Here is a 25,288-nt window from a genome sequence, read left to right as displayed (position 1 = left end):
GCAGCACCTGGATACCGTTAGCGGAATCCGGCACGATCATCTGATGACCGAAGTGCTGGACGTGCGGGCGGTGCGCAAAGCGCGCCGCGCGGAACTGGGAACCTTCCTGAAGTCGCGGCGGGCCAAGATCTCCCCGGACGACGTCGGGTTGCCGCCCGGTCCGCGCCGCCGCACACCCGGGCTGCGCCGCGAGGAGGTCGCGCAGCTGTCCGGCATCGGCGTCACCTGGTACACCTGGCTCGAACAGGGACGTCAGATCAATGTCAGCGTGCAGGTGCTCGACGCGGTAGCCAGGACGCTGGCCCTCGACGACGCCGAGCGCGGACATCTCTACCGCCTCGCCGACGTGCCGACCGTGCCGACTCCTTGCGCGAACGCCGCGCTGCCCGCCGAGATGCAAACCATCCTCGACCATCTGACGCCCCTGCCCGCAGCAGTACTGAGCGCGAAGTACGACCTGTTGGCGTTCAACGAGTCCTACGCGGCACTGTGCCCCGGCTTCCTGCTCGGCGAACGCAACGTCGCCCGCCGCGTCTTCCTCACCCCCCAGTGCTGCAACACCTACAAGCACAGCTGGGACGACCTGCGCCGCATGGTCGCCTACCTCCGCGGCGCCTACGCGAAGAACCTCGACGACCCCACCTGGCAAGAGTTCATCGAGGAAATGTGCACCGCCAGCCCCGACTTCGCCGCCCTATGGGCCCGCAACGATGTAGCCGTCCCAGCCAACCGCATCAAACAAATCCGCAACCTAGCCATCGGCGAACTAGAAATGTTCATCACCAGCATGTCCCTTGCCGCCGTATCCGGCGCCTGGGTCCAGATCTACACCCCCACCAACGAAACCCAATGGTCCCAGTTGCGAAAGCTGCTCGCGATGACTCCGGAGCAGCAGCACGCGCCATGGGAAGAGCACCGTCGGCAGTATCACGCCGCCGCCGCGGATCACATGACCATGCGAACGCCTTACCGAGATCCCGACTGAGGCGGTACCGGGGCGTCACTTTCGGATTCGACGTACACTACGTTCGCCGCAGCCGCGGGTTCGCTGCCATCGCTTGCGACGACGCCTCGCAGCTGTGTTCGCGTTCCAGGGGCTTGGCTGTCAGCGGTGGGCTCGTTCCAAATGTGCAGCAGCAGATGCTCATCGATGTCTATCAGCCGGTCAGCGTAGTTCGGCGCGGTGGCGAGGTACTGATCGTGCGGTGCAGGGATCTCATAGACGCGGATGTGTACGGTCGCTGGGCCCGCTGCGGTGATCGGAGTGGCGAGTTGACCTTGGCATTCTTCGAGGTTGCTGTCGCGGATGCGCTGGGCGCCGCGCTGTGTGTGGTACGTGCGCTCGTCGACGAGTCGGGCGTTCGCCGGCGGGACGGGAAAGGCGTTGTCGCCTACTTCGACGCTCACGCGGGCCAATCCACGTGCCTGATCGCGTGTGGTGTTGATCCGTACTGCGCCTGTCCCGATATAGAGCCGTTGTCCGGGTTCATAAGACAGGGTGGATATCTGGTCGTCTAGGTCGGCGTCGGTCAAGAAGAACCCACCGCCGTCATAGTCGACGACATCGGTCAAAGTCGCCATCTGGGTCTCCGTGGTCACATCGAGGGGTCAGCGCGAACGTAGAACTTGTCGCCGTCCATGATCCTGTTCTCGTAGTAGAACGTGGCCAGAACGTCGGACTGCTTCTGATTCGCATCGACAGGAACCATGCATACGCTATATCCGCTCGACCCGGTGCGTGACGGATCCACCCGCGGGGTGTCGCTGATCTGGCAGCCGGGGAACGTTCGCCCGTTCGGTGGTAGGACAGCCCCGGGCGGCTGAGCTGCTCCTTGATAGGTGGAACGGAACGGATACTCGTCACACGACATCGTCGCGATCGAATAGCGTCCTGATGGGCAGGCGCGCGCACCGTTGCGCAGGCGTTCGTTCTTATTGGTCATCCGTGACAGCGGCCCCGTCGCATAGAGTCTCTGCGCGCCGGGAAGCCCGGATTGCTGTGCTCGTCGCACGTGGTCGGCGATCGGGCCCATCGCGGGATCCGAGGCGAAATCTACAGTGGCCCAACGGCTGGGGAACACACACCCCTGCGAGGGCAAGCCCGCGGAGATGCCAGGCAGGCCGGTCTCGTTGTCGCAGCGGATCTCTGGGGAATTGCTTCGTGATTCGAGGCTACCGGGAGTCTCCTCGGCAGCGCCTGGAAAGTTGAACCGCATGTTCAACCCCATGATCAAGGTCAGCACCTGGTTGGGTGCCACCGAATCAGGGCCGAATTCGTAGAAACCGAACACCTTCGCGCCCGGAGCCAGAGGTTCGTTGACCAGTTCGTCGCGTGTGGCGACCGGGCAACTGATGGCCGGCGAGGTGCACGGGGCTTGCGCCGTGACCGTCCAGCCCGCGCCCTTGATCGCTTCTACACTGAACCTGACCCGGTACTCGCTCTTAGTCCGGTTGTGGTTGGTAATGAGTTCCTGTTCGAGCTTGCCGGACACGACGGCGACAAGTTTGCCGCGGTCGTCATGAATCACCGCGTTGATCGGGTTCACCGCACAGGAGTACAAGCGCTCGAATTGCCAATACGGGCCGTCGGGTTCTCGCCCGGCCAACGCGGCGGCCTTCTTCTTCGCGTAGTCGCGGTCGCATCCGTTTCTGAGGTTGATCGGCTCACTGAACGATTCGATGCCGGGTGCGGTCGTGGTGGGATCGGTCGGATCGGTGTACCCCGGGCCTGCGCAGCCATAAAGGCTTCCGTTGGAACTCGGATAAGTCGGGCGTTGTGCGCATCTATTCCACCCGGAGCCACCAGGTTGGATCCCTGCTCCGCTGCGATGGTCCGCGTCGGGTGCGTAGTCGCCTCCACCGGGAACCGGTCGGGTCACAGTATCTTCATCTGAGCCATCACCGCCCGCGACCGGGGTGGGTACGCGGATTCGGCCGTTCTGAAAATCCTGTTCGCGGCTGCTCCCGGCAAGTGCCCGTTCGTCGCTGACCGGATAGCCATAGAGTCCGGCCTCGTATTGTTCGCTGCCCCATTCGATCAGAATCGCTCCCGCTACTGGATGCGCGCCTCCTGCAGGCGACCAGTAGATGACGCCACGTTCGAAGCGGTTGAATCGGCCGACACCGTCCGCGGTTCGCGTCTCATCACTGATCGGGTACCCGAGCCAGCCACTCTCCCAGCCGGTTTCACCCCACTTGTCCCGAATCGCACCGGCAACGTAGTAAGCCTCGTTCAGTTTCCAGTAGATGGTGCCGCCCTGGAAATACTGGCGGCGCCCGATGTTGTCGGGATTGACGAGCTCATCGGAGGTCGGATAACCGAGTACACCGCCCTCCCAGCCGTTGCGTTGCCAGGCCGCGAAAAAATGATTCGCCACCGGATGAGCCCCACCGGCTGGGGACCAATAGATCGGCCCGTTCTGGAATGTCGACCGCTTGCCGACGCCGTCCGGGTTACTCAACTCATTGGAGGTTGGAAACAGTAGAAAGCTATTGGGGCCGCCGAGCTCGTTGTACTTGTCGCGGATCGCACCGCATACCTCATACGGTGCTGGCCAATACACTTGACACCCAGGTGCTGCCAGCGCCGATCGGTCCTGCGAACGGCCCGCCAACACCGCTTCCATCGTCTCGGCCTTGTCGGCCTGCTCCTTGCTGAACCCCTCTGGAATGCCCTGGCAGTCTGAACGCATCTGGCCAGGAACCACGCTCGAACGCGGATTGCGGGTGGGCTCCCACTTCTGCGGGACCCGTGACCGCGCCTCGGGACCACATGGCGCGGCTGGTGGTGGTGTGGTCTTCGACGGCACCGCCGGAGTCGTCGACGCAGGAGGCTGCGGGACAGGGGTCGTCGGTGTCGATGTATGGCTCGGTTGCGGCGCGGGCGGCGAAGGAGTCGGCGCTGTTGCTGAGGGCGTGTTCGTCGCCGTCGGCGGCGAGATGCTGGGGGCCGAGGCGGCAGCGAACTGCGCGCCCACCGCCACCAACAACACCGCGAGACCAGCTACGATGACACGCAGGTAAATTCGACGACATGTTCGGTGCTGCCGAGACATTGGCACTGCTGAACGTTGCACCGCATCCCCCCATCGGATTGCCAACAGATTGCTAGCATCCGAAACAGGTTGTCACACATACCCGCCTGTTGTCACGCTTGACCAACTGGGGAACCGAACTGGGCCGCGTGCGAATCCCCCGCGCAGCGCGAGTTTGCTGGCCATCCTGAGGGGTGGCGGCCGAATTGAGTTGCCTTCGCGCTCGATTGATTCGCGGAAGGATGCCTTCGGAGACCGTCGTAAGGGCTTCAGCCGTCGGACTCGTTGCGCACAGCTGAGACCGGTGAAGTCAACTGAGCCCGTCCGGGACTCAGGCCGGATCAGTTGGAGCCGAGATCAGCCTGCCGCAGGCGTCTCTCGGATCTGCACGATCGGAAGAACAAGGGCGGCTGGGGCGTTGGCGGGGACCACCGGCTTGGTGGGGGCGATGGGGGCGATGCGCTGGTAGGTGGTGCCGAGTGGGGGGCGGGTGTCGAGTTCGCCTTTGTTCGGCCAGTAGGCGGCGGCGCGTTCGGCTTGGGCGGTGATGGTGAGGGAGGGGTTGACGCCGAGGTTGGCGGAGACGGCGGCGCCGTCGACGACGCTGAGGGTCGGGTAGCCGAAAACTCGGTGGTAGCCGTCGATTACGCCGTGTTCGGGGTCGGCGCCGATCACCGCGCCGCCGAGGAAGTGGGCGGTGAGGGGGATGTTGAAGATCTCGCCCCAGCTGCCGCCTGCGATGCCGCCGATCTTGGCGGCCACCCGGCGGGTGACGTCGTTGCCCATCGGGATCCAGGTCGGGTTCGGTTCGCCGTGGCCTTGTTTGCTGGTGAGTTTGCGGCCGAAGAGTCCGCGCTTGGTGTAGGTGGTGATCGAATTGTCCAGGTGCTGCATGACCAGCGAGATGATGGTGCGCTCGCTCCAGTCCTTGGTGCTCAGGAACCCGAGCAGGTCCATCGGATGGCGCAGCACGACGCCGAGGAAGCGCAGCCAGCGCGGAATGCGCCCGCCGCCGTCCACCATCAACGTTTGCAGCAGGCCCATGGCATTCGAGCCTTTGCCGTAACGGACCGGCTCGATATGCGTGTCGGGCGTCGGGTGAATGGACGAGGTGATCGCGACACCCTTGGTGAAATCGACTCCGGGCGTGACCTTCTTGGTCGCCGCGCCGACGATCGATTCGGAGTTGGTGCGGGTGAGCTGGCCGAGCCGGTCCGACAGCTCCGGCAGTGCACCCTTGTCCCGCATGGCGAACAGCAGTTGCTGCGTGCCGCGGGTGCCGGCCGCGAGCACGACGTTCGCCGCGGTGTAGGTCTTCGGGTGCTTGCGCACCCAGGCGCCGGTGCGCGCGGTGGACACGTCCCAGGTGCCGTCCGGATGCGGCCGCAGATCGGTCACCGTCGTCATCGGAATGACCTGCGCCCCGGCCTTTTCCGCGAGGTAGAGGTAGTTCTTCACGAGTGTGTTCTTGGCACCGTACTTGCAGCCGACCATGCAGTCACCGCATTCGATGCACCCGGTGCGCTCGGGTCCGACACCGCCGAAGTACGGGTCGGCCACGGTCTTTCCGGGTTCGCCGAAGAACACGCCGACGGGAGTCTGCACGAAGGTGTCGCCGACCCCGAGGTCGTCGGCGACCTGCTTGAACACTTCGTCGGCCGGCGTCATGTGCGGGTTGCGCACCACGCCGAGCATCTTCTGCGCGCGCTCGTAGTACGGCGCGAGCTCGTCTTGCCAGTCGGTGATCTCGCGCCACTGCGCGTCCCGGAAGAACGGCTCCGGCGGCACGTACAGCGTGTTGGCGTAGTTCAGCGATCCGCCGCCGACACCGGCGCCGCCGAGGATGAGGACATCGCGCAGCAGGTGAATGCGCTGGATGCCGTAGCAGCCGAGCTTCGGCGCCCAGAGGAACTTCTTCAGCTCCCAGCTGGTCTTCGGTAGTTCGTCGTCGGCGAACCGCTGGCCGGCCTCGATGACGCCGACCTTGTAGCCCTTCTCGACCAACCGCAGCGCCGTGACGCTGCCACCGAACCCAGAACCGACAATGAGAACGTCGAAATCCGTTGCTCGCTGGTCCATAGGAAGCTCCTCGATCGGGTCGCCAGTGACTGGGGTAACACTACTACCGGGTAGGTTGTGCGCAGCACCAGGGCGGGTGACGTGACTTCGGTCCGGCGCCACCCGCGCACCAGGGTCACGCCTGCGATTTCCACCAGGCGACGGTGGTGGCCACGGCCTCGTCGAGGGGTGTGGGGCGCAGGCCGAGCTTGTGCTCGCTGTCGGTGGAGTCGAGGACGAACGGGCGCTCCAGTTGGTGGCCGAGCTCGGCGAGTTCGCGCAGCAGCGGGCTGGCCACACCCAGCACTTTCATCATCCACACCGGGATGACGGAGATCTTCGGCCGCGGTGCGCCTGCGGCGTCGGCGATGGCATTGATGAGCTGACGCTGGGTGATCACCGGTGCGGTGGGTGCGTGCAGAACGGTGTTGTGCACCGACTTGTCGGCTGCCGCGCAGATCATCGCGGCGGCCAGGTCGGGGATGTAGGTGAACGAGTGGGGGAGGTCGATCTTGCCGAAGGCGCTGACCCGCTTGCCCGCCAGGATCGGCGCGACCATCTGGTCGCCGGCCATCGAGGCGTGGACGTACGGGCCGAGGAAGTCGGCGGAGACGACACTGACCGTTGCGGTCGAGTGTGCGGCGCGGGCACGCAGCAGTTCTTCCCGCACTCCACCCTTGCCGGAACGTACTGTGCGGGGCGACATTTCGGTGATCGGCCCCTCGGTCGGCTGATACGAGTACAGGCTCTCCGGGAAAACCGCGACCGCGCCGGCCTTCCCGGCCTCGTCCATGACCACCTGCTCGGCATCGGGCAGTTCGGCGCGCCAGACCTTCGCGGAGTACTTCGAACCGTGGATGCAGTGATAGACCGCGGCGGCGCCGTCGAACTGGCCCGAAAGGTATTCCGGCGCAGCGACATCCACCCGGCGGAGTTCGATCAGTGGATGCTGGGGACCGCGGCCGGAGCGGGTGAGTACCCGCACCTGGTGGCCTGCGGCGGCGAGCTGCTCGGCGATGGTGGTGCCGACCGGTCCGGCGCCGGTGACGATGTGCAGGTCAGACATTTTGGTGAATCCCTTCGGTGGGGCCTGAGGTGGCCCGATCTCTCCTAGAGAGCAGTGCTCTCTGATGTGAATGAGCATGCGACATCCACTCAGCTGTTGTCAAGAGCACTGCTCACTGTTGTTGACAATGCTCTCTGGGTATTGCACCGTGGAGACATGCCGACGACCCCGCGGGCCCGCGCCAGGGCGCAAACCATGAACGACATCGTCCGGATCGGCCGCGAACACCTGGCCACCGACGGTGCCGCCGCCCTCTCGCTGCGCGCGGTCGCCCGCGATCTCGGCGTCGTCTCCTCCGCGGTCTACCGCTACGTCAGCAGTCGCGACGAGCTGCTCACCCTGCTCGTGGTGGACGGCTACAACGCCCTCGGCGATACCGTCGACGCCGCCCTCGCTACCGCCCCCGACGACCCGATCGAGCAACTGCGGGTCCTCGCCCGCACTGTCCGTGGTTGGGCGCACGCCGAATCCGCCCGCTACGGCTTGCTTTTCGGCACCCCGGTGCCCGGCTACCAGGCCCCGGCCGACCAAACCATGGCCCCCGGCACCCGGGTCATCGCCGCCCTGCAAAAGCTCTTCGCCCGCGCCTACCAGGCGGATCTCCTCCACCCGCCCGCCACCGAGCCGCGCGTATCACCGCCCCTCGCAGCGAATTTCGCCCAGATCCGCGACGAATTCCACCTCGACCTTCCCGATTGGCTGCTCGCCCGCGGCATCACCTTCTGGGCGAGCCTCTTCGGCACCATCAGCGCCGACGTGTTCGACATGTACGGCACCGACACCTTCGCCGACCGCGACGAACTCTTCGAACATCAACTCGACGGTCTACTCGACCTGCTCGGGTACCGGGCGAACTGAACGTGGTGGGTTGGCGGTGGCCTCCCCGAATCAGTAAGCGCGGGAGAAGATTACGCGCTTGCCGTAGGCGGAGGGGGTGGAGCAGTGGACGCAGGGGCCTGAGTCGGGAGTCGCGGTCAGCGGGATGCAGCGGGGCGTTGCCGCGGTGCGGGCTTTGATCTCGTCCTCGCAGGTGGGATTCCCGCAGTGCAGCGCGAGGGCCCAGCCGGTGGCGACGACTGTCTCGAATGAGGTCCAGTCATCGACCTCGTGAGTGTGTTCGTCGCGGAAGCTGGTGGCTCGGGTCAGCAGGTAGGCCTGGAATTCGTCGAGCATGACGGGGACGGTGGTGGGCAAGGTTGCCAGGTCCGCGGTTTGCTTCCCTTCGTCACCCAGGCGGCGTACGAGCACGGCGGTCCCCGCGGCGAGGTCGTGCGGACCGAGTTCGATGCGAAGCGGGACGCCGCGCATCTCCCACTCGTTGAACTTCCAGCCGGGTGTTTGATCTCGACCGTCGACGTGCACGCGAATCCCCTTGGCGCGCAAGTTCTGTGCGAGTTCCTCGGCAGCAGCCAGGACCGCGGCGGCGCTATCGCCGCGCATGATCGGCACGATCACCACCTGGTGCGGAGCCAGCCTCGGCGGCAGGACGAGGCCACGGTCATCACCGTGCGTCAGTACGATGGCGCCGATCATGCGGGTGGTCATGCCCCACGAGGTGGTGTGGCACAGCGTTTCCCGCCCGTCGGCGGCGGCGTAGCGGATGCCGAAGGCCTGCGCGAAGTTGGTACCCAGATAGTGGGACGTGCCTGCCTGCAAGGCTTTACCGTCGCGCATCATCGACTCGATGGTGAGCGTCTCCACCGCCCCGGCGAACCGCTCACCGGGCGTCTTCTGACCCGGCACGACCGGCATGGCCGCGAACTCCCGCGCGACGGTGGTGTAGATGTCGAGCGCCAGTGCCATTTCCGCCCGAGCTTCGGGCTCGTCGGCGTGCGCGGTGTGACCCTCCTGCCACAGGAACTCCGTGGTGCGCAGGAACATTCGGGGTCGCATCTCCCAGCGGACGACATTGGCCCACTGGTTGAGCAGCATCGGCAGGTCTCGGTGCGAGGAGATCCACTTCGCCATCATCTCGCCGATGATCGTCTCCGACGTGGGCCGCACCACCAGCGGTTCTTCGAGCTCCTTGCCGCCCGCGTGGGTGACAACGGCCAGCTCAGGGGCGAACCCCTCGACGTGGTCGGCTTCGCGTTCGAGGTAGCTCTGCGGGATGAGCAGCGGGAAGTAAGCGTTCTCGTGCCCGGTCTCCTTGATCCGGCGGTCCAGCTCGGCCTGGAGCAACTCCCAGATCCGGTACCCGTACGGTCGAATCACCATGGTGCCCTTAGCCGGCCCGCGATCGACGAGGCCGGCCTTGATGACCAGCTCGTTGTACCAGGTGGAGAAATCCGCGCTCTGGGCGGTCACGCCGCGCTCATCCCGTGCCATGTCGACAAGGCTATCGCCGCACGCCAGCGAATTTTATGCGCGGATTACCGGCGCTGACCTGCTGGCCGAGGGCGGCTCGGTCAGCGTCCGGCCATCTCCATCGACCGTTCCGGCAGCGGCAGTCCGCGCTCCGCTGCGAGCCCCCAGTATCTCGACAGGAGGGCGGCGGTATCCATCGCGGCTTCCTGGGAGAAATAGGAGAGATGGCTGGCCACGAATCCCGGATAGATGCAGTTCGGACGCTTCAGATAGGACGGGATATCGACCGAGAGTATGCGCTCGTCGTCCCCGTCCGCGGATATCGCCGACATGTACGACAGATCCCCGCCCAGCCACGCGACGAAATTGATGCTCAGGCGTTCGCTCCAGGGAGTGGGCGCGGTGCTGTTCTGCTCGAAGACATCCGCGTTGTCGAGGAAGTGGTTGTGCAGCCGCGTGGCGAGCTCAGGGCTTTCCCACAGGCTGCCGCGGAACCCGCCGGGCGGGAGTTCCAGCGTCATCAGACTCGCCGGGATCGCGCCTGCTTGCTGCTGGTAGTAGGCGCAGACGTTGTTGTTGACGACATTCGCGGTCACCAGGAAATAACGCTGCTGGTCGATCCGGAACCGGAGGAAGTCGGCGAGTTTGTCGAGCTGAAGGTAGACGATGTCGTCATCGCATTTCAGGAAGACGGCGTCCGCGTAGTACTGGGCGTGGGCGGAATACAAGTCATAGACCTGCCCCCATCCCGGGCCATCGGTGTTGTACAGATACTCCGCGACGCCCGGAAAACGCCATTCGCCGTCGGAACCGTAACCGGTCTTCACCTGGACGTCGTACATTCCGGCCGGGACCGCCGTGCGGCTGCGGATGATCTCCGCGCCGTCGACCGAGAGGCCGACCCCGGTCGGGTCGATCGACAGCTCGATGTCCCGAAACGTGTTGCTGGACATGATGCCTGGCGTCGCGGCCGTTGCGATGGGTGGCCGCCGGACCGTGCGGTCGTCGTGGTCCCGGACGAGGAGATCACGATTGTCGAGGTGGCGCAGCACGGTTCGCTGGTTGGACCAGCCGCCGATCACGAATTCGTAGGCCGGGGCGTCGCCGTCCCCGCCCTGCGGTCCCAAGGCGATGTGGACGTCGTGTCCCGCCCGCACCCGGCAACGCCAGCGGGCATTGCGCGCAACGGTGACTCGGCCCGCAGGGAAGTACACCTGATTGTCCGGTGACCGTCCGATCGCCGGGAACTGTGCGCGCAGCCAGCGATCGTCGGCCTCGTTGCGGGCGAAGTTCCAGACATGCCACTCGTCGATCAGCTTGCGCCGCATCGCCTCCGCCACGTAGCGGGTCAGTAATTCCATTCGATCACGACGGCCGGCGAAGGTGACGAGGACGACGCGATGTCCCGTGACCGCAGGACCGGCCCCGTAGGCGTGTGGCGACATGCCGGAAAGAACACGGCGGCTGGTGGTGGTCATGTCAGTCGCGGGCCGTCCTCTCCCTGTCGAGCGCTGCCCGGAGGGAAGTTCACCGGTCGTCAGCTGAAGGAGAGTATGCGATGTGCTGTCCGGCTTGAACATTCGACGATCGGGCTGTTCATTTCCTGTTCACCGCGCACGCGGGTCAGCCGAGGCCCTCACTGCTCGATCGGTCGCCGAGGTACCGCAGCAGCGCCGGATCCGTCGAGGTGAAGCGGTCGACTTCTTGACCACCCGTGCATTCATACAGGCCGATGGTGACCTGACCGGCGGTTTGGCGGAGTACCCGCCATACGGCACCGGACTCTTCCCAGCGCCGCAATACCGCTGTGGCGTCGGAGGTTTCGTGCGCACCGGTCATCGCGGGACGGTGACCGGGTCGAGGCAGCTGACCGCGGCGTCGACGAGCGAGCAGTTCTGCGGCGCTCGGGTGGGCCGGTAGTCGGGAGCGACGCCGCCCGCTCGGGTGATGGCGGCGTAGGCGGGAACCGCATCGGTGGGCTTACGGGTCAACGTCGGATCGGTCAGCACGTCGACCGTGTAGAGACCGAAACGTGGCGTGTAAGAGCCCCATTCGTAGTTGTCGGTGAGGCTCCAGTAGTTGTAACCGATCAGGTTCATTCCGTCGGCCTTGGCGCGTTGCAGCCAATAGACGGTGTCCCGCAGATTGTCGGCGCGGGTGTAACCGTCGGCGCGCGGTGCGCCGTTCTCCGTCGGCATGCCGTTCTCCACGATGTAGAGCGGTTTGCCGGGGAATTGACGGGCGTAGTGCTGCAGGGCGTAGTAGATGCCTTCGGGCTGTAGCGGCTGGGTCCAGAGCTTTTCGAAGTCGGGCGGGCCGGCCAGCAGGCTCTCGGGGGAGAGGCCGTAGTAGTAATCGATGCCGATGTAGTCGAGGCGCGCGCCGATCTTGTCGATGAGCGGCTTGTTGATCACGTCCTCGCCGGTCGGGATGTAGGCGACATTGCTGGTGACCATCGCGCCCGGCTGCACGGCGTGGATGTAGTCGTAGATGCCGTTGTGGGCCTGCGCGATTCGGTCGTGCATGGCGGGCACGTCGGTGGGGGACAGGCCGCCCTTGCGTAGTTCGTTGACGATGTAGACCATCGGCTCGTTGAAGGTGACCCACAGCGGGTCTTGCGCGGCGTAGCGGTCGACGAGCAGTCGCGCGTTGGCGAGCCAGTCCGCCACGATCCCGGGGTTGCGCCAGCCGCCGCGATCGACCTCCCAGCCCGGATACACCCAGTGGTCGATGGTGAGCATCGGCCGCATGCCCGCCTCGGTGATGGCCGCGATCACGTTGTCGTAGAAGCGGAGTCCGGCCTCGTCCCATTCGCCGGGCCGCGGTTGCACTCGCGCCCACTCCAAGCCGATGCGGTAGACCTGTACGCCGAGTTGGGCCGCCAGCGCGATGTCCGAGCGGAACCGGTTGACGAAGTCGATCGAATCACCATAGGGGTCAGTGGTTTTCCCTGCGGCGACATAGCGGGACCAGTTGCTGTCGGGCGCATGGCCTTCCGCCTGGTATCCCGATGCGGCAACACCCCACAGGAAGTCGGCGCCGAGCGGTGCGACCTGGGCTGGTGGAGCCGGGCGTGCGGCGGCAACCGCCGTGCCGGCGACGAGGAGCGCGGCCGTGGCGGCCGCAAGGGTGGCGAAGACGCGGCGAGGGCGCTGTGATCGCATCGAGCTCCTGTTCAACGAAATGACCGGGGCCATGGACCTGGGGGACAGCGTAACTGGTCGTATGTCCGTTTCGGGGGGATCTGTGGGGGTGCGTCGAGCTGATGCACCGCAGGGGAGGGGAGGAGGTGAGGGGCTCGGCTCTTCGTTCGGAGTAGGGGAGGGTGTGGTCAATGCAGCGACTTCGGTTCGGGCAGCGCATATCTCGTCACAGTGTGTCGCGGCCGAATCGAAGGAGGAAGGTTGAAGTCTATAAAATCCATATAGATACATGGATATGCGCATCTACGCATGCAACTCACTCCAACAAGAACCATCCACGAATCACCAATGCGATACCAACCGACACAGCCCACTCACCAGCCAAGAAGGGGAGCGGGCTGTGCCGACTGGAGCGCTACGACTCCGACGAGGAGAGTGCAGTAAGGAGCTGAGCACCGGCCGCACGGGCGGCGGCCCGTATGACGAATCGCTCGAACGCCCAGCGCTGCTGATGCGCACGCAACTCGGCGACCAACTCGTCCACGGTGCCGATCAGCACGAACGGCGCGCTGAGCAACTCCGCGACGCTGGTGCTCGGCACATCCTCGGCGAACCGCGCACACGCCGCCTCGGCATCGTCGGTGATCTCCACGTGCTGCACCAGCGCCTCGAACGCGGGCGTCCGGCCCGCCGCGGCGGCGGTGTTCCGGACGAGGTCGACCTGCGCGTCGATCTGATCGCGCCCCCACCGGGTTTCATGGTTGCGGCCGTCGGCCAGGGTGCGCCCGAGCCCGGAGAAGCCGATGATATCGGCGTTCTCGGCGGCATATCGGAGCACGCGGGTCCCGTTGCCGCCGACGAGGACCGGCACCTGCTCCTGCACCGGTCGTGGCCGAGTCAGCACCGCGTCCCGGAGTTGAACGTGCTCGCCCGCGTAAGTCACTGTCTCACCGGCGAGCAGCCGCCGCGTGGTGTCGGTGACCTCGACCATCCTGGCCACGCGTGCCGCCGCCGATGGATGCTCGCGGCCTTGCATGGTCCATTCGGCGGGGGTGTGACCCGCGCCGATCCCGAACAGCGCCCGCCCATTCGACACGAGATCGAGCGTGGCGACCTCGCCGGCGAGTAGAAACGGTTCCCACATCCCGGCATTGACCACGTTGGTCCCGAGTCGGATCGTCTCGGTGGCCGTCGCGGCAGCGGCGAGAGCGACGAACGGGGACGCGAACGAGCCAGGATGGTCGGGCACCATCAGCGCGTCGAAGCCCTCCTGCTCGCAGCCGCTGGCGAAGTCCGGCCAGGACCCTACGTCGATCATATTGGCGGTCATGGAGAACTTGATCGGAGCGTTCATGCTCGACCTCCTTTCGAGCTGCCCACGCTAATTCCGCCGATCGGATGCCGTAAGTGATTCCGCTGAGGGCGAATTCGGGTTCAGCGGCGCGACTGATCCGCAGTCACGATGGGGAGCCGCACGGTGACCGGGTCGGTGATGGGCGTGGTTTCGACGAGGTCGGTCATGTCGCGGTTGGCGGGGTGTTCGTCGTCGAGGACCGGTTCGCCGAGCCCGACCCGCTGTTGGATGCGTTTCATCCAGGCCGGTGCCCACCAGCAGTCGTCGCCGAGCAATTTCATCACGGCGGGCACCAGGAGCATGCGCAGAATGGTGGCGTCGATGATTAGGGCGGCGATCATGCCGTAGGCGATGTACTGCATCATTACGAGCTTGGAGAATGCGAACGCGCCGGTGACGACGAGCAGGATGAGCGCGGCCGCGGTGATGATGCGGCCGGTGTGCGCGGTGCCGATGCGGATGGCCTCGGTGGTGGTCGCGCCTTTGGAGCGGGCTTCGACCATGCGCGACAGCAGGAATACCTCGTAGTCGGTGGACAGGCCGTAGATGATGGCGATGATCAGCACCAGGACCGGTGAGCTGATCGGCTGCGCGGTGAAGTTGAGTAAACCTGCGCCGTGCCCGTCGACGAATATCCACGTGAGAATGCCGAGCGTGGTGCCGAGACCGAGCGCGCTCATCAGCGCGGCCTTGATCGGCAGGATCAGTGAGCCGAAGGTGAGGAACATCAGCATTGTCGTGAGCAACAGGACGACGGCGATCATGAACGGGATGCGGCCCAAAAGGCCGTCGATGGAATCTTTTTGGATCGCGGGCTGGCCGCCGACGAGCATGGTGACGTTGTCGGGTACGTCGAGCGAGCGCAGGTAATCGATGGTCTTGTTGGCGTTTTCGACGGAGAGTGTCGCCTCTGTTTTATAGACGCCGGGACGGATGGTCGAGGGGGACGGCGTGCTGAAGGGGCCGTCTGCCGCCGGGGGCGTGACGAGGCCCGGTGCCAGATTCGCCTGCTTCACGACGTCGCTGATGCCGCGGGTGTTCTTCTCCTCGGAGATGAACACGAGTTGCACAGGATCGGCTTTCCGGAGCGGGAAGGTGTCGTCGAACGCTTCTTGCGCGAGCCGCGTCGGATTGTCCGGTGGTAGATAGGTTTCACTGAAGCCGCCGAAGGCGATGTTCTTCACGGGGATGATCAGCAGCAGCAGGCCGAGGACGATCGGGACGGCAATTCGTTTGGGGTGCTTCATCACCCAGCGGGTGGATCGGCCCCAGAAACTGTTCTCGACCTCGTCGGCGGTCTTGGTTCTGCCGAAACGTTTGAGACCGAACATGTCCACGCGTGGGCCGAGGATGCTGAGCATCGCGGGCAGGACGGTGAGCGCGGTCAATGCGGCGAGCGACACCGTGGCGATGGAGCCGTATGCCATTGATTTCAGGAATCCTTGGGGGAACAGCAGCAGGCCGCCGAGGCTGACGATGATCATGGTCGCCGAGAACACCACGGTGCGGCCTGCGGTCATCACGGCACGGCGTACCGCGGTCTGGGTGTCGTAGCCCTCGGCGAGTTCTTCGCGGAATCGGCTCACGATGAACAGGCCGTAGTCGATGGCGAGGCCGACGCCGATCATCGAGACGACGCCGGAGACGAACGAATTGACGTCGGTGAATTCGGTGATGAATCGGACGATGCCATTGGCACCGAGCACGGTGAGCCCGCCGGCGACGAGCGGCAGTGCGGCGGCGACCAATCCGCCGAAGATGAAGAACAGCAGCACCGCCACCACGGGGAAGGCGACGACTTCCATCAGATGGATGTCTTCGTCCAGTGAGTCGGTGAGTGTGCCCGCGACCGGTTGCAGCCCGGCGACCTGTACGTCGACGCCCGGAATGTAGAAGACGTCCTTCACTTTCCGGAAGTTGTTCACCATTTCGGTGTCGGTGTCGCCCTTTATGGCGATGGAGGCGAAGGCCCGGCCGAGTTCCGGTCGGCCGAATGCGCTGCGCTGCTGCTGGCCGGTCTCGGTGCGCCAATACGAGCCGTTGATCGCGAGGATTTCGTCAGGGTGCTCGGGACGCAGGCTGTTGAGGTTGTCGACGATCTTGCCGCTGAACGCGGGATCGTCGAGCGATACGCCCGGCGGTGCGGTGTAGAGCACGAGAACGTCGGCGCGGTGGTCGCGCAGGTACGCGTCGTCGGATACTCGTGCGGCCTCGGCCGATTCGGAGGTGGGGTCGTCCAGGCCGCTGGAGCTGAGATGTCCGGACAGGTCCGATCCGTACGCGCCGAGTGCGAGCAGCGGGGCGCCGATGAGGGCGATGACGACGAATCGGAACCGGTGGACGAAGTTTCCCCAGTGCGCGAACATCAGGCGGCTCTTCGTAAGTGCGGACAGGTCGGTGGTGTGCGGAGCGGCCTGTGGGCACCGATCATCAAGAGATTGCATCCTTCCGGTGGTCGCGCCCGAGGTGCGCGTTCTCCAAAGTACCGGCGGTGCGGAGCGATCTTCCTGAGAGTTTTGCTAGGAAATGTCGGTTGGGCCAAGGATTTTGCCGAGTGTTCGGGTGAGTGCCCGTAACTCTGTGGGGTCGAGTTTGCCTGCGAAGCGTTGCTCTATGCCGGTGAGGTAGCGGGGTGCGGCTTCGCGTAAACGGGTGCGGCCGGTGTCGGTGATGGTGACGAAGGCGGATCTGCCGTCGTCGGGGTTGGCTTCGCGGGTGACCAGGCCCGCCGTTTCCAGTTCGGTGACCAGGCGGCTGACCCGGGTGCGGCTGAGGACGACGCGGGCGCCGAGGTCGGTCATTCGCAGGGGTGGGACGCCGTCCAGTTCGAGCAGGACGTCGTACCACGCGAGCGGGAGTCCGACGGACTTGCGCAGGTCGGCGTCGAGTTGCGGCACCAGCTGGGCGTGTACGCGCAGCAGTGCGGACCAGGCGTTGGCCGCGGCGCGGCGGTTGTCGGTGTCGGCCACGAGTTCGATCCTACCCACTTGTGTGCGCCTGCACGCATCTAGTAGCGTGCACACGCACATAAATTGTGCTGGAGGAAGGACACTCTCATGATCGACGTCATTACCCGTGAAGAACTCGCCGCCGCCATCGAGGCCGGATCGGTGACCGTGCTCGACACGCTCGGGGCGGGATATTTCGAGAAGGCGCATCTGCCCGGTGCCCGGGTCTTGGTCGAAGCCGACGTGGAAGCTGTTGCCGGACAGCTGCTTCCGGATCGGGGCGCGGCGATCGTCACGTACTGCGCGAACGAAGCGTGCCGCAACAGCGAGAACGTAGCCGGGAAGCTTCGGGCGCTGGGATACACGAATGTCCGCGCGTACCGGGCGGGCATCCAGGACTGGGCGGATGCCGGTCTTCCGGTCGAGGAGGGTGTCGAGTCCTCGAAGTAAGGGAGCTTCGCGAGCGGTCGATCCGGGCGACTGGATCGACCGCACGGTGCTGACGCGTTGTCTGAGAACGGCTTTGCGCCGTCCCGGATGTGATCTGCCCCTCGGTCCGGCCCGCCGATTCCGCGGTAGGACGGCGACGTGTCACCATTCGAGGATGGTGTCGAATCCGCTGCCTCCGATCGCTAGACGGCTGGCCCAACAGCGCTGGGTCATGCGCACCGCACCGGTCGTCATTCCGGTGGAGCGCGCCGTTCGACGCTGGACCGACGGGCGGATGGGCGTGCTGGATGTGGTCGGCCTGCCCTCGATCGAGGTGACGGTGCCGGGTCGCAAGACCGGGATCCCGCGGACCACGTCGCTGCTGTATGTGCCGCGCGGCGAGAACTTCCTCGTGCTCGGTTCCAATTGGGGCAGTCCCAAGCATCCGGTGTGGTCGGCCAATCTCCGGGCCGCCGACACCGCCACCGTGCGGCACAAAGGTAAGCAGTTCACCGTCAGCGTGACCGAGCTCACCGGTGTCGATCGCAAACCCGCCTGGGATCTGGCCGTCGAGTTCTGGCCGGGCTATGAGATGGAGTACGAGCTCTCCGGCGGTCGTCAGTTCCGGATGTTCGAACTGCGCCGCGTCTGACCCGACTTGGCCGTGGTCGTTCGAAAAGTGTTCGCAGCGCCGGTAAGTCGCGTGATTTCGGTGCGATAGACGTGGCCGCCACTTTGTCGGACGGCCGGGTTACGGTGTCTCGGTGACGACGCATCTGACGCACTGGGGCGCTTTCGAGGCCGACAGCGACGGCGAACGGCTGACGGCTGTTCGACCGTGGCGCGAGGATCCGGAGCCGATGCGGCTGATCGAGAATGTGGCCTCCGCGCAGCACCATCCGACCAGGATCGATCAACCGTATGTGCGTCAAGGCTGGCTGGAGCACGGGCCCGGCGCTCCACGACGCGGTGACGAGCCGTTCGTGCCGGTGTCGTGGGAGCGGGCGCTGGATCTGCTCGCCGGTGAGCTGGGGCGGGTGTATCGCGAGCACGGTGCGGAGTCGGTGTTCGGCGGGTCCTACGGGTGGGCGAGTGCGGGACGGTTCCATCACGCGCAGAGCCAGGTGCATCGGTTCCTGAACTGCCTCGGCGGGTACGTGCGGCACGTCAACAGCTACAGCCTCGGGGTGTCGCAGGTCTTGCTGCCGCACGTGATCGGCGACCTCGGTTTCGTGCTGGAGCAGGCGACGTCGAAGGCGGTACTCGCCGAACACGCGGAGCTGGTGGTGGCGTTCGGCGGGTTGTCGCCGAAGAACTCGGCGGTGTCGCCGGGTGGTGTGTCGCGGCACAACACCCGGGGATGGATCGCGGCCGCGCGGGCGCGGGGCTGCCGGTTCGTATCGATCTCGCCGTTGCGCGACGACATCCCGGCGGAGGCCGAAGCGGAGTGGCTGGCGCCGCAGCCGGGCACCGATACCGCGTTGATGCTCGCGCTGGCGCAGGTCTTGGACGCGGAAGGCTTGGCGGACAAGGAATTCCTGGACAAGTACACCGTCGGCTACGAGCGGTTCATCGGCTATGTGCGGGGCGAGACGGACGGGATCGTCAAGACGCCGGAGTGGGCCGAGTCGCTCACCGGACTGAGTGGCGAACGTATCCGGGCGCTCGCGCGCGAGATGGCGGCGGCACGGACCTTCGTGACGGTCAGCTGGTCGTTACAGCGTGCGCAGTACGGCGAGCAGCCGCTGTGGATGGGGGTGGTGCTCGCGGCGATGCTCGGCCAGATCGGGTTGCCCGGTGGCGGGTTCGGGCACGGGTACGGTTCGGCGGCGAGCCTGGGTGAGCCTGCCCAGGAGTTCGCGCCGCCGCGGCTGTCGCAGGGGCCGAACGGGGTCGACACGTTCATTCCGGTCGCGCGAATCGCCGACATGCTGCTCAACCCGGGCCAGTCTTATGAATACGACGGACAGCATCTGGTGTATCCCGATATCCGGCTGGTCTACTGGGCCGGCGGAAATCCCTTCCACCACCATCAGAATCTGGCCAGGCTGCGCGAGGCGTTCGCCCGGCCCGAGACCGTGGTGGTGCACGATCCGTTCTGGTCGGCGACCGCGCGGCACGCGGACATCGTGCTCCCCGCGACCATGACCATCGAACGCGACGACTACGGCGCGGGAGACCGGGTGTTCTTCGCGATGAAGGCACTCACCAAGCCGCACGGCACCGCACGCGACGACTACGCCATCTTCGGCGAGCTGGCCGAACGCCTCGGCGTCGGCAAGGAATTCACCGAGGGCCGCACCGTCGGCGAATGGCTGCGCCACCTGTACGAGCAATGGCGGCTGCGCCACGCCGGGCATGGTCTACCGGACTTCGACACGTTCTGGGCCAGCGAGCACCTCGAACTGCCGGTGCCCGACCCGAATCAGGTGCTGGGCGCGGACTTCCGGGCCGACCCGGATCAGTTCCCGCTGAGCACGCCGAGCGGCAAGATCGAGATCTGCTCCGAGACCATCGAAGTCTTCGAATACGCGGACTGCCCCGGTCACCCGGTGTGGCTGGAACCCGAGGAGTGGCTGGGTGGTGCGGCCGCGGCCGAGTTCCCGTTGCAGTTGGTGGCCAACCAGCCGCGCGCCAAGCTGCACAGTCAGCTCGATGTCGGTGCATACAGCCAATCGAGCAAAGTCACCGGCCGCGAACCGGTTCGGTTGCATCCCGAGGACGCCGCCGCCCGTGACCTGCACGACGGTGATGTCGTCCGCATCCGCAGCAAGCGCGGCAGTTGCCTGGCCGGGCTGATCGTCGACGACGCGGTCCGGCCGGGGGTCGCGCAGCTGTCCACCGGCGCCTGGTACGACCCGGACCCGGCCGATCCCGCATTCTGCCGCCACGGCAATCCGAACGTCCTGATCGCGGACCGCCCCTCCTCGAAGCTCAGCCAAGGCTGCACCGGTCAGCTGTCGCTGGTCGAGATCGAGCGATACACCGGTGCGGTGCCGGAGCTGGCCGTCGATCGTCCGCCGCGCACGATTCGCTAAGGACGGTCAGTCGGGGAGGGGGACAAGGCGCTGGGCTTCATCGAACAACGCGCGTTCGGCCACCCTCGAGGCGGCGAGCGCGGCCAGTGCGGTGGCCGCGAGCAGCATGTACATGACCACGATCTGGTAGCGGATCGCGGTGAGCGGGTCGACCCCGGCCAGGATGAGTCCGGTCATCGCGCCGGGCAGGCTGATCAGGCCGACCACCTTGGTGGAATCGATCGCAGGCACGAGTGCGGTGCGCAGCGCGGACTGTCGATGCGGCAGAAAGGCTTGCCGCGCAGGCAATCCCAGGCACAGCCGGGCTTCGATGGCGGGTCGGGCCTGCCTGGCGTCCTCCCGGATGCGGCGCAACGCGATACCGGTGGCCTGCATCGCGCCGGAGACAACCATCCCGCCGACGGGGACCACCACGCGCGGTTCGGTGGAGATCACGCCGAGCAGTACGAGCGCGCCGAGGGTGATCGTGGCACCGACTGCAACGCCGATCGTCGCGGATCTCCGCGCCTGCGGTAAGCCAGCACCGCGGCGTCCCGCGACCTGCCCGGCGATGATCACCATCAGGATCACCCACGCGAACGCACCGGGTAATGCGGTGTGCCGGAACACGATCAGCAGGATCGCACCCACCGCGATCAGCTGAACTCCGGCCCGGATCGCGGCGATCACCAGTTCGCGGGTCAGGTTCAGGTGCTGGCGATAGGCGATGAAGGCGGCCAGCGCTACCAGCAGCAGCGAGGCCGAGACACCGGTCCAGTCGGGGACCGAAAGACCTTCCGCCATCACGGTTTCCGATCGATCTGATCGGCCGGCCCGTCCTGGACCAGGTGCTTGTCGTCGAGTATCAGGATGTCGGCGGCGGCGGTCCGGACGAAACTGTGATCGTGACTGACGAGGACCACGGTGCCGCCCGCGTCGACGTGCGCGCGGATCAGCTCGGCCACGGCGGTGGCGGCGACCGCGTCCAACGCGGAAGTGGGTTCGTCCAGCAGCAACACGTCCGGTTCGACGGCCAACGCGCGGGCCAGGCACACCCGTTGCGCCTCACCGCCGGACAACTCCGCGCACCGCCGTTCGGCGAACGACTCCGGCAACGCGACCCTGGCCAACAGGGCAGCGACCTGCGCGGTCGACAGGTCAGCGCACCCCACCCGCAGCTCGTCGGCCACCACATCGGCCAGCAGCACCGGGCGCTGCGGCACCAACCCGACCCGGCGGCGCAGCGCCAGCACATCGAGTTCGGTGATCGGGGTGTCGTCGAGCAGGATCCGTCCGCTGCTCGGTTCGGCGAGACGGTTGAGCAACCGCAACAGCGTGGTCTTGCCGGTACCACTCGGCCCGACCACCGCGGTGCACCGGCCACCGGGCATGGTGACGTCGAGGTCGACGAGCAGCGGCGTCGAGTTGGCGACCACGCCGACCCGGTCCAGGACGAAGGTGTGCACGCGGCAATCCTGCTACGCGCCGCGCGAGACGACGCACATCGGCCGGTACAGCGCGGCGATTTTATTGTGCTGCATCGGCACTCGGGGCACCGATAGGCTCGCTGCCATGCTGCTGCGCCACGTGACCATCGACTGCGCCGATCCGTACAAGCTGGCCTCGTTCTGGAGCGACGTCACCGGCTGGCCCGTCTCCGACGATGACGAAGTAGACGACGACGAGGCTTTGCTGGTCGCACCCGAGCCGGTGCCGGGGTTGCTGTTCATCCGGGTACCGGAGGGCAAAACGGTGAAGAACCGGATCCATTTCGATTGGGTGCCGACCGAACGCACCCGCGACGAGGAAGTCGAGCGGCTGATCGGACTCGGCGCGACATTGTTCGAGGATCACCGCACCGCCGACGGTCTGGGCTGGGCCACCCTGCGCGATCCCGAGGGCAACGAATTCTGTGTCGAGCGAAGCACATCCGAACGCAGCCTCGGCTGAGGGCGCGACACTCCACCGGAATGGGCTGTGCCGCCGCGCGATCGGCGTCGACCTCTACGATGCCCCGGTGACCTACGACGACCTCGAGCATCTCGACACTTCCCGGCTGCCGGAGCGCCAGCAGCGGATCCTCGCCACCATTCGCGACTGGGTGGTGCGGCACGGCTACGCGCCCAACTCCCGGCAGCTCGGGGACGCGGTGGGGTTGCGTTCGTCGTCGTCGGTGTCCAAGCATCTGAACAGCCTGGAGGAGAAGGGTTTCCTGCGGCGCAGCGAGACGATGTCGCGCCCGATCGATGTGCGGATGTTCCTGCAAGGGTCGGCGCCGCGGGAGACCAACGAGGACTCGGTGGCCGTGCCGGTGGTCGGCGACATCGCCGCGGGCACACCCATCCTCGCCGAGGAACACACCGACGACATGGTGACCATGTCGCGCCAGCTCGTCGGCCGCGGCACCGTGTTCGGGCTGCGGGTGCGCGGCGACTCGATGATCGACGCGGCGATCTGCGACGGCGACATCGTGGTGGTGCGCCAGCAGAACGAGGCGCACTCGGGCGAGATCGTGGCCGCGATGATCGACGGCGAGGCCACGGTGAAGGTGTACCGGCGGCGCAACGGGCATGTGTATCTGGAACCGCGCAACCCCGCCTACGAGGTCATCGACGGTGATCAGGCCGCGGTGCTGGGCAAGGTGGTCTCGGTCATGCGCCGCGTCTGAACGGGTAGTCGTACCCTGAACTGATGTCGGACATGTCGGAACCAGGCGTCGAGCGGCTGGTCGAGGTACTCGCCGGGCGCCGGGTGGTAGCGCTCACCGGTGCCGGCGTGTCCACCGACAGCGGCATCCCCGACTATCGCGGGCCGGCCTCGCCGCCACGCAACCCGATGACCTATCAGCAGTTCGTCGGCGATCCGGTGTTCCGGCAGCGGTATTGGGCACGCAACCACATCGGCTGGCGGCGGATGGACGCGTCACGGCCGAATCCGGGGCATCGCGCGCTGGCGCAGTTGGAACGGATGGGTGTGGTCACCGGGCTGATCACCCAGAACGTCGATCTGCTGCACACCAAGGCCGGGCATCGGCGGGTGATCGACCTGCACGGCACCTATGCGCGGGTGCGGTGTCTGCGTTGCGAGGCGTTGATTTCGCGGATGGCGTTGGCGGAGCGGCTCGAAACGGCGAACCCTGGTTTCGCCGAGGGAGCGACGACGAACGGGGTGGAAGTCGCGCCCGATGCCGATGCGGTTGTTGCGGACACCGACAGTTTCCGGATGGTCGACTGCGCGAATTGCGGGGGAATGCTGAAACCCGACATCGTGTACTTCGGGGAGAACGTGCCCAAGGAGCGCGTCGCGGCGGCATTCGAACTCGTCGACGAGGCGGACGCGCTGCTGGTCGCGGGGTCGTCACTGACCGTCATGTCGGGATTGCGCTTCGTGCGGCACGCGGCGAAAACCGGTCGGCCCGTGGTGATCGTCAACCACGGGACCACCCGTGGGGACGAGCTGGCCACGTGCCTGCTCGACGCCGGCTGCTCGAGTGCGCTGGTCGCGCTCGCCGACGCGCTCGGAGAGGTACGGGTTCTATCCTCGGCGGGGTGAGTACTGGCAGGCAGGGGTGTGCTTGGCAGCGTCCGGCGGACTCGGTGCCAACTTTGCGCGTGCCCCGGTGTTAGTTTTGCACGTGCGACTCGTCCCGCCGACCCGGGAGCACGGTTGCCGCGTCGGTCACGCCGCATGTGGCAAGTATGTGCACCCGGCGGGTCGGCGGCGACTGCGACTCGTCAGTGACTGCGGCGAAAAGGGTTCAGTGCAGGTGCGTGATCGGTAGTCGGTGTTCGGCCTCTAGGCGGGCGGCCACGAGCGAACGATGGCAGGCCTCCGGATCGCGTTCGACACAAAAGAGCGCAGCCATCGAGTCACTCGGTACCTCCGCCACGAGCGTGCCGAGGTCGAACGGGTCGAGGATCTCCCGGGTGTAGCGCTCGGTGTACTCCGATGCCAGCGCGACGCGATTGCGCTTGCCTACACCCTGACGGTCGTCCTCTCGGTACTGGAGTTGGCGCAACTCGGTGGTCGGTGCCAGCTCCCGCACATGCCTATAGCCGATGTCTGCCACCGCGAGTGCTTGCTGAAGCCGCGCCGAGTTCGCCCACGAGTACTCAGCGCCCCGAACGCCGCGACGCTGCCGCAGGTCTAGTAGCAACCCCACACCCGTGTCGGTGAGCTGCTCGATAAAGGTTGCAGCCGTGAAGCCGTAGACGCCGATCGTCGCAAATCGTTTCATTCAGTACCTGTCCGACTCGGTGGCGCGAAAGCCTCGCCGGGATAGCGAGGCGCTCGCCGCGTGGATTGCGAACCGAGCGTGGGCAATCCGGCCGCTGTCGGTGCCGACAGCCCAGCCCATCGCCGGCAGCCCAGCCCATATCTGACACTCGTAGCGGCAAGCTCAGATCGCGGCACCCCGAGCACCAGTTGGTCAGCTCGGCGCCGCTCCTCTACATGCCCGCACAACGGTGAAATGCCCCGCGCAGCGGTGGGCTCGCCGGAGCCCACCACCCGCGTCCGCTACGGGATGAGTACCGGCTGGTCGAGCGCCCACAACCACGACCCATCCGGCTGACGACGGGCGATCTCCACCGCCACCTCGCCGGTGGTCAACGTGGACGCGGTCAGCGCCAGATCATCGCTCATCAGCACCGGATGCTGCCGACCCGGTGTCAGCACGGGAGCGGCCGCGACGAACTGCTCGTACACCTTCCGGATCTCCGCGTGTCCGGTAGCGAGGTTGCCGGGCGGGAACGCCAGCACGGCGTTCGGCTCGTACAACGCCACCAGTCCGTCGACGTCGCCCGCGTTGGCGCGCTCGATGAAGTACTTGCCCAGGTCGTTGGGGTCGGTGGCCACGTTCTTGTTTGTCATACTCGTAAGCTTCCCAGCGAATCACGACATCCTGTGTCGTGTATTCCTGGCATAATTCTG

Annotated in this window: 24 protein-coding genes; 9 read left to right on the top strand and 15 right to left on the bottom strand. The window is 66.0% G+C overall.

Features of this window, described 5'->3' with window-relative positions:
* Positions 1 to 43: 43 nt before the first annotated feature.
* The gene (locus IBX18_RS10300) at positions 44 to 985 is read left to right on the top strand and encodes a helix-turn-helix transcriptional regulator (RefSeq protein ID WP_194833466.1); all 942 of its coding nucleotides are present in this window, start codon (positions 44 to 46) and stop codon (positions 983 to 985) included.
* Here the strand turns inward: IBX18_RS10300 and IBX18_RS10295 are convergent.
* Entirely contained in the window at positions 967 to 1,581 is a 615-nt protein-coding gene (locus IBX18_RS10295) for a hypothetical protein (protein WP_194833465.1), read from the bottom strand. The two genes, IBX18_RS10300 and IBX18_RS10295, sit on opposite strands and share 19 nt — an antisense overlap.
* Positions 1,582 to 1,595: 14 nt before the next feature.
* Positions 1,596 to 3,692: an LGFP repeat-containing protein gene (locus tag IBX18_RS10290; RefSeq protein ID WP_228540632.1), complete on the bottom strand. Its 2,097-nt coding sequence runs from the start codon at positions 3,690 to 3,692 to the stop codon at positions 1,596 to 1,598.
* 34 nt (positions 3,693 to 3,726) lie between these two features.
* Between IBX18_RS10290 and IBX18_RS10285 the strand changes: the two genes are divergently transcribed.
* Positions 3,727 to 4,023 (top strand): hypothetical protein, encoded by a 297-nt coding sequence (locus IBX18_RS10285; RefSeq protein ID WP_194833464.1) that lies wholly within the window; start codon positions 3,727 to 3,729, stop codon positions 4,021 to 4,023.
* 368 nt (positions 4,024 to 4,391) lie between these two features.
* Here the strand turns inward: IBX18_RS10285 and IBX18_RS10280 are convergent, their stop codons facing one another.
* A complete protein-coding gene (locus IBX18_RS10280; RefSeq protein WP_194833463.1) occupies positions 4,392 to 6,113 on the bottom strand; it encodes an FAD-dependent oxidoreductase in 1,722 nt (573 codons plus the stop codon).
* Between the two features lie 115 nt (positions 6,114 to 6,228).
* Entirely contained in the window at positions 6,229 to 7,158 is a 930-nt protein-coding gene (locus tag IBX18_RS10275) for an NAD-dependent epimerase/dehydratase family protein (protein ID WP_194833462.1), read from the bottom strand.
* A 156-nt stretch (positions 7,159 to 7,314) separates the two neighbouring features.
* Here IBX18_RS10275 and IBX18_RS10270 point away from each other — a divergent pair, with 156 nt between their 5' ends.
* The gene (locus IBX18_RS10270) at positions 7,315 to 8,016 is read left to right on the top strand and encodes a TetR/AcrR family transcriptional regulator (protein WP_194833461.1); all 702 of its coding nucleotides are present in this window, start codon (positions 7,315 to 7,317) and stop codon (positions 8,014 to 8,016) included.
* Positions 8,017 to 8,046: 30 nt separating this feature from the next.
* On the opposite strand, the gene proS is transcribed toward IBX18_RS10270, so the two are convergent.
* The 7 genes from proS to IBX18_RS10235 all read right to left on the bottom strand — a co-directional run bounded on the left by proS (position 8,047) and on the right by IBX18_RS10235 (position 16,931).
* Entirely contained in the window at positions 8,047 to 9,486 is a 1,440-nt protein-coding gene (gene proS / locus IBX18_RS10265; RefSeq protein WP_194833460.1) for a proline--tRNA ligase, read from the bottom strand.
* A gap of 80 nt (positions 9,487 to 9,566) precedes the next feature.
* Entirely contained in the window at positions 9,567 to 10,943 is a 1,377-nt protein-coding gene (locus IBX18_RS10260) for a hypothetical protein (RefSeq protein ID WP_194833459.1), read from the bottom strand.
* A gap of 145 nt (positions 10,944 to 11,088) precedes the next feature.
* Positions 11,089 to 11,304, bottom strand: coding sequence for a hypothetical protein (locus tag IBX18_RS10255; protein WP_194833458.1), 216 nt, complete (start codon positions 11,302 to 11,304; stop codon positions 11,089 to 11,091).
* A complete protein-coding gene (locus IBX18_RS10250; protein WP_194833457.1) occupies positions 11,301 to 12,629 on the bottom strand; it encodes a family 1 glycosylhydrolase in 1,329 nt (442 codons plus the stop codon). The genes IBX18_RS10255 and IBX18_RS10250 overlap by 4 nt, the downstream gene beginning before the upstream one ends.
* Before the next feature lie 394 nt (positions 12,630 to 13,023).
* The gene (locus tag IBX18_RS10245) at positions 13,024 to 13,962 is read right to left on the bottom strand and encodes a TIGR03621 family F420-dependent LLM class oxidoreductase (RefSeq protein WP_194833456.1); all 939 of its coding nucleotides are present in this window, start codon (positions 13,960 to 13,962) and stop codon (positions 13,024 to 13,026) included.
* Between the two features lie 80 nt (positions 13,963 to 14,042).
* Complete coding sequence (locus tag IBX18_RS10240; RefSeq protein ID WP_194833455.1) at positions 14,043 to 16,328, bottom strand: MMPL family transporter; 2,286 nt, start codon at positions 16,326 to 16,328, stop codon at positions 14,043 to 14,045.
* 153 nt (positions 16,329 to 16,481) lie between these two features.
* Positions 16,482 to 16,931, bottom strand: coding sequence for a MarR family winged helix-turn-helix transcriptional regulator (locus tag IBX18_RS10235; RefSeq protein ID WP_306796216.1), 450 nt, complete (start codon positions 16,929 to 16,931; stop codon positions 16,482 to 16,484).
* Positions 16,932 to 17,018: 87 nt separating this feature from the next.
* Here IBX18_RS10235 and IBX18_RS10230 point away from each other — a divergent pair, with 87 nt between their 5' ends.
* The 3 genes from IBX18_RS10230 to IBX18_RS10220 all read left to right on the top strand — a co-directional run bounded on the left by IBX18_RS10230 (position 17,019) and on the right by IBX18_RS10220 (position 20,377).
* The gene (locus tag IBX18_RS10230; RefSeq protein ID WP_194833453.1) at positions 17,019 to 17,360 is read left to right on the top strand and encodes a rhodanese-like domain-containing protein; all 342 of its coding nucleotides are present in this window, start codon (positions 17,019 to 17,021) and stop codon (positions 17,358 to 17,360) included.
* Between the two features lie 154 nt (positions 17,361 to 17,514).
* Entirely contained in the window at positions 17,515 to 17,991 is a 477-nt protein-coding gene (locus IBX18_RS10225; protein WP_194833452.1) for a nitroreductase family deazaflavin-dependent oxidoreductase, read from the top strand.
* 112 nt (positions 17,992 to 18,103) lie between these two features.
* Positions 18,104 to 20,377: a molybdopterin guanine dinucleotide-containing S/N-oxide reductase gene (locus IBX18_RS10220; protein ID WP_194833451.1), complete on the top strand. Its 2,274-nt coding sequence runs from the start codon at positions 18,104 to 18,106 to the stop codon at positions 20,375 to 20,377.
* A 6-nt stretch (positions 20,378 to 20,383) separates the two neighbouring features.
* On the opposite strand, the gene fetB is transcribed toward IBX18_RS10220, so the two are convergent.
* Complete coding sequence (gene fetB / locus IBX18_RS10215; RefSeq protein ID WP_194833450.1) at positions 20,384 to 21,160, bottom strand: iron export ABC transporter permease subunit FetB; 777 nt, start codon at positions 21,158 to 21,160, stop codon at positions 20,384 to 20,386.
* Positions 21,160 to 21,822, bottom strand: a complete 663-nt coding sequence (locus IBX18_RS10210) for an ATP-binding cassette domain-containing protein (RefSeq protein ID WP_306796215.1) — start codon at positions 21,820 to 21,822, stop codon at positions 21,160 to 21,162. The genes fetB and IBX18_RS10210 overlap by 1 nt, the downstream gene beginning before the upstream one ends.
* Before the next feature lie 106 nt (positions 21,823 to 21,928).
* On the opposite strand from IBX18_RS10210, the gene IBX18_RS10205 reads away from it, so the two are divergent.
* The 3 genes from IBX18_RS10205 (at position 21,929) to IBX18_RS10195 (ending at position 23,908) form a co-directional block, all read left to right on the top strand.
* The gene (locus IBX18_RS10205; protein WP_194833449.1) at positions 21,929 to 22,306 is read left to right on the top strand and encodes a VOC family protein; all 378 of its coding nucleotides are present in this window, start codon (positions 21,929 to 21,931) and stop codon (positions 22,304 to 22,306) included.
* 67 nt (positions 22,307 to 22,373) lie between these two features.
* Entirely contained in the window at positions 22,374 to 23,024 is a 651-nt protein-coding gene (gene lexA, locus IBX18_RS10200) for a transcriptional repressor LexA (protein ID WP_194833448.1), read from the top strand.
* Between the two features lie 23 nt (positions 23,025 to 23,047).
* Positions 23,048 to 23,908: an NAD-dependent protein deacetylase gene (locus IBX18_RS10195; protein WP_228540631.1), complete on the top strand. Its 861-nt coding sequence runs from the start codon at positions 23,048 to 23,050 to the stop codon at positions 23,906 to 23,908.
* A 205-nt stretch (positions 23,909 to 24,113) separates the two neighbouring features.
* On the opposite strand, the gene IBX18_RS10190 is transcribed toward IBX18_RS10195, so the two are convergent.
* Together IBX18_RS10190 and IBX18_RS10185 are read right to left on the bottom strand one after the other, a co-directional pair.
* The gene (locus tag IBX18_RS10190; protein ID WP_194833447.1) at positions 24,114 to 24,593 is read right to left on the bottom strand and encodes a DUF488 domain-containing protein; all 480 of its coding nucleotides are present in this window, start codon (positions 24,591 to 24,593) and stop codon (positions 24,114 to 24,116) included.
* Positions 24,594 to 24,874: 281 nt separating this feature from the next.
* Positions 24,875 to 25,228, bottom strand: a complete 354-nt coding sequence (locus IBX18_RS10185) for a nuclear transport factor 2 family protein (protein WP_228540630.1) — start codon at positions 25,226 to 25,228, stop codon at positions 24,875 to 24,877.
* Positions 25,229 to 25,288: the final 60 nt, after the last annotated feature.

The organism is Nocardia sp. XZ_19_369 (assembly GCF_015355715.1).
Classification (GTDB): Bacteria; Actinomycetota; Actinomycetes; order Mycobacteriales; family Mycobacteriaceae; genus Nocardia.
This window is presented reverse-complemented; position numbering and strand designations above follow the sequence as displayed.

Excerpts from the sequence above, each read along its gene's own strand:
- proS (WP_194833460.1), bottom strand. The coding sequence starts at position 9,486 with ATGGCACGGGATGAGCGCGGCGTGACCGCCCAGAGCGCGGATTTCTCC.
- IBX18_RS10255 (WP_194833458.1), bottom strand. The coding sequence starts at position 11,304 with ATGACCGGTGCGCACGAAACCTCCGACGCCACAGCGGTATTGCGGCGC.
- IBX18_RS10190 (WP_194833447.1), bottom strand. The coding sequence starts at position 24,593 with ATGAAACGATTTGCGACGATCGGCGTCTACGGCTTCACGGCTGCAACC.
- IBX18_RS10205 (WP_194833449.1), top strand. The coding sequence starts at position 21,929 with ATGCTGCTGCGCCACGTGACCATCGACTGCGCCGATCCGTACAAGCTG.
- IBX18_RS10260 (WP_194833459.1), bottom strand. The coding sequence starts at position 10,943 with ATGACCACCACCAGCCGCCGTGTTCTTTCCGGCATGTCGCCACACGCC.
- IBX18_RS10245 (WP_194833456.1), bottom strand. The coding sequence starts at position 13,962 with ATGAACGCTCCGATCAAGTTCTCCATGACCGCCAATATGATCGACGTA.
- IBX18_RS10185 (WP_228540630.1), bottom strand. The coding sequence starts at position 25,228 with ATGACAAACAAGAACGTGGCCACCGACCCCAACGACCTGGGCAAGTAC.
- IBX18_RS10230 (WP_194833453.1), top strand. The coding sequence starts at position 17,019 with ATGATCGACGTCATTACCCGTGAAGAACTCGCCGCCGCCATCGAGGCC.
- IBX18_RS10250 (WP_194833457.1), bottom strand. The coding sequence starts at position 12,629 with ATGCGATCACAGCGCCCTCGCCGCGTCTTCGCCACCCTTGCGGCCGCC.
- IBX18_RS10280 (WP_194833463.1), bottom strand. The coding sequence starts at position 6,113 with ATGGACCAGCGAGCAACGGATTTCGACGTTCTCATTGTCGGTTCTGGG.
- fetB (WP_194833450.1), bottom strand. The coding sequence starts at position 21,160 with ATGGCGGAAGGTCTTTCGGTCCCCGACTGGACCGGTGTCTCGGCCTCG.
- IBX18_RS10300 (WP_194833466.1), top strand. The coding sequence starts at position 44 with ATGACCGAAGTGCTGGACGTGCGGGCGGTGCGCAAAGCGCGCCGCGCG.
- IBX18_RS10290 (WP_228540632.1), bottom strand. The coding sequence starts at position 3,692 with ATGCGTTCAGACTGCCAGGGCATTCCAGAGGGGTTCAGCAAGGAGCAG.
- IBX18_RS10275 (WP_194833462.1), bottom strand. The coding sequence starts at position 7,158 with ATGTCTGACCTGCACATCGTCACCGGCGCCGGACCGGTCGGCACCACC.
- IBX18_RS10240 (WP_194833455.1), bottom strand. The coding sequence starts at position 16,328 with ATGTTCGCGCACTGGGGAAACTTCGTCCACCGGTTCCGATTCGTCGTC.
- IBX18_RS10295 (WP_194833465.1), bottom strand. The coding sequence starts at position 1,581 with ATGGCGACTTTGACCGATGTCGTCGACTATGACGGCGGTGGGTTCTTC.
- IBX18_RS10270 (WP_194833461.1), top strand. The coding sequence starts at position 7,315 with ATGCCGACGACCCCGCGGGCCCGCGCCAGGGCGCAAACCATGAACGAC.
- IBX18_RS10225 (WP_194833452.1), top strand. The coding sequence starts at position 17,515 with ATGGTGTCGAATCCGCTGCCTCCGATCGCTAGACGGCTGGCCCAACAG.
- IBX18_RS10195 (WP_228540631.1), top strand. The coding sequence starts at position 23,048 with ATGTCGGACATGTCGGAACCAGGCGTCGAGCGGCTGGTCGAGGTACTC.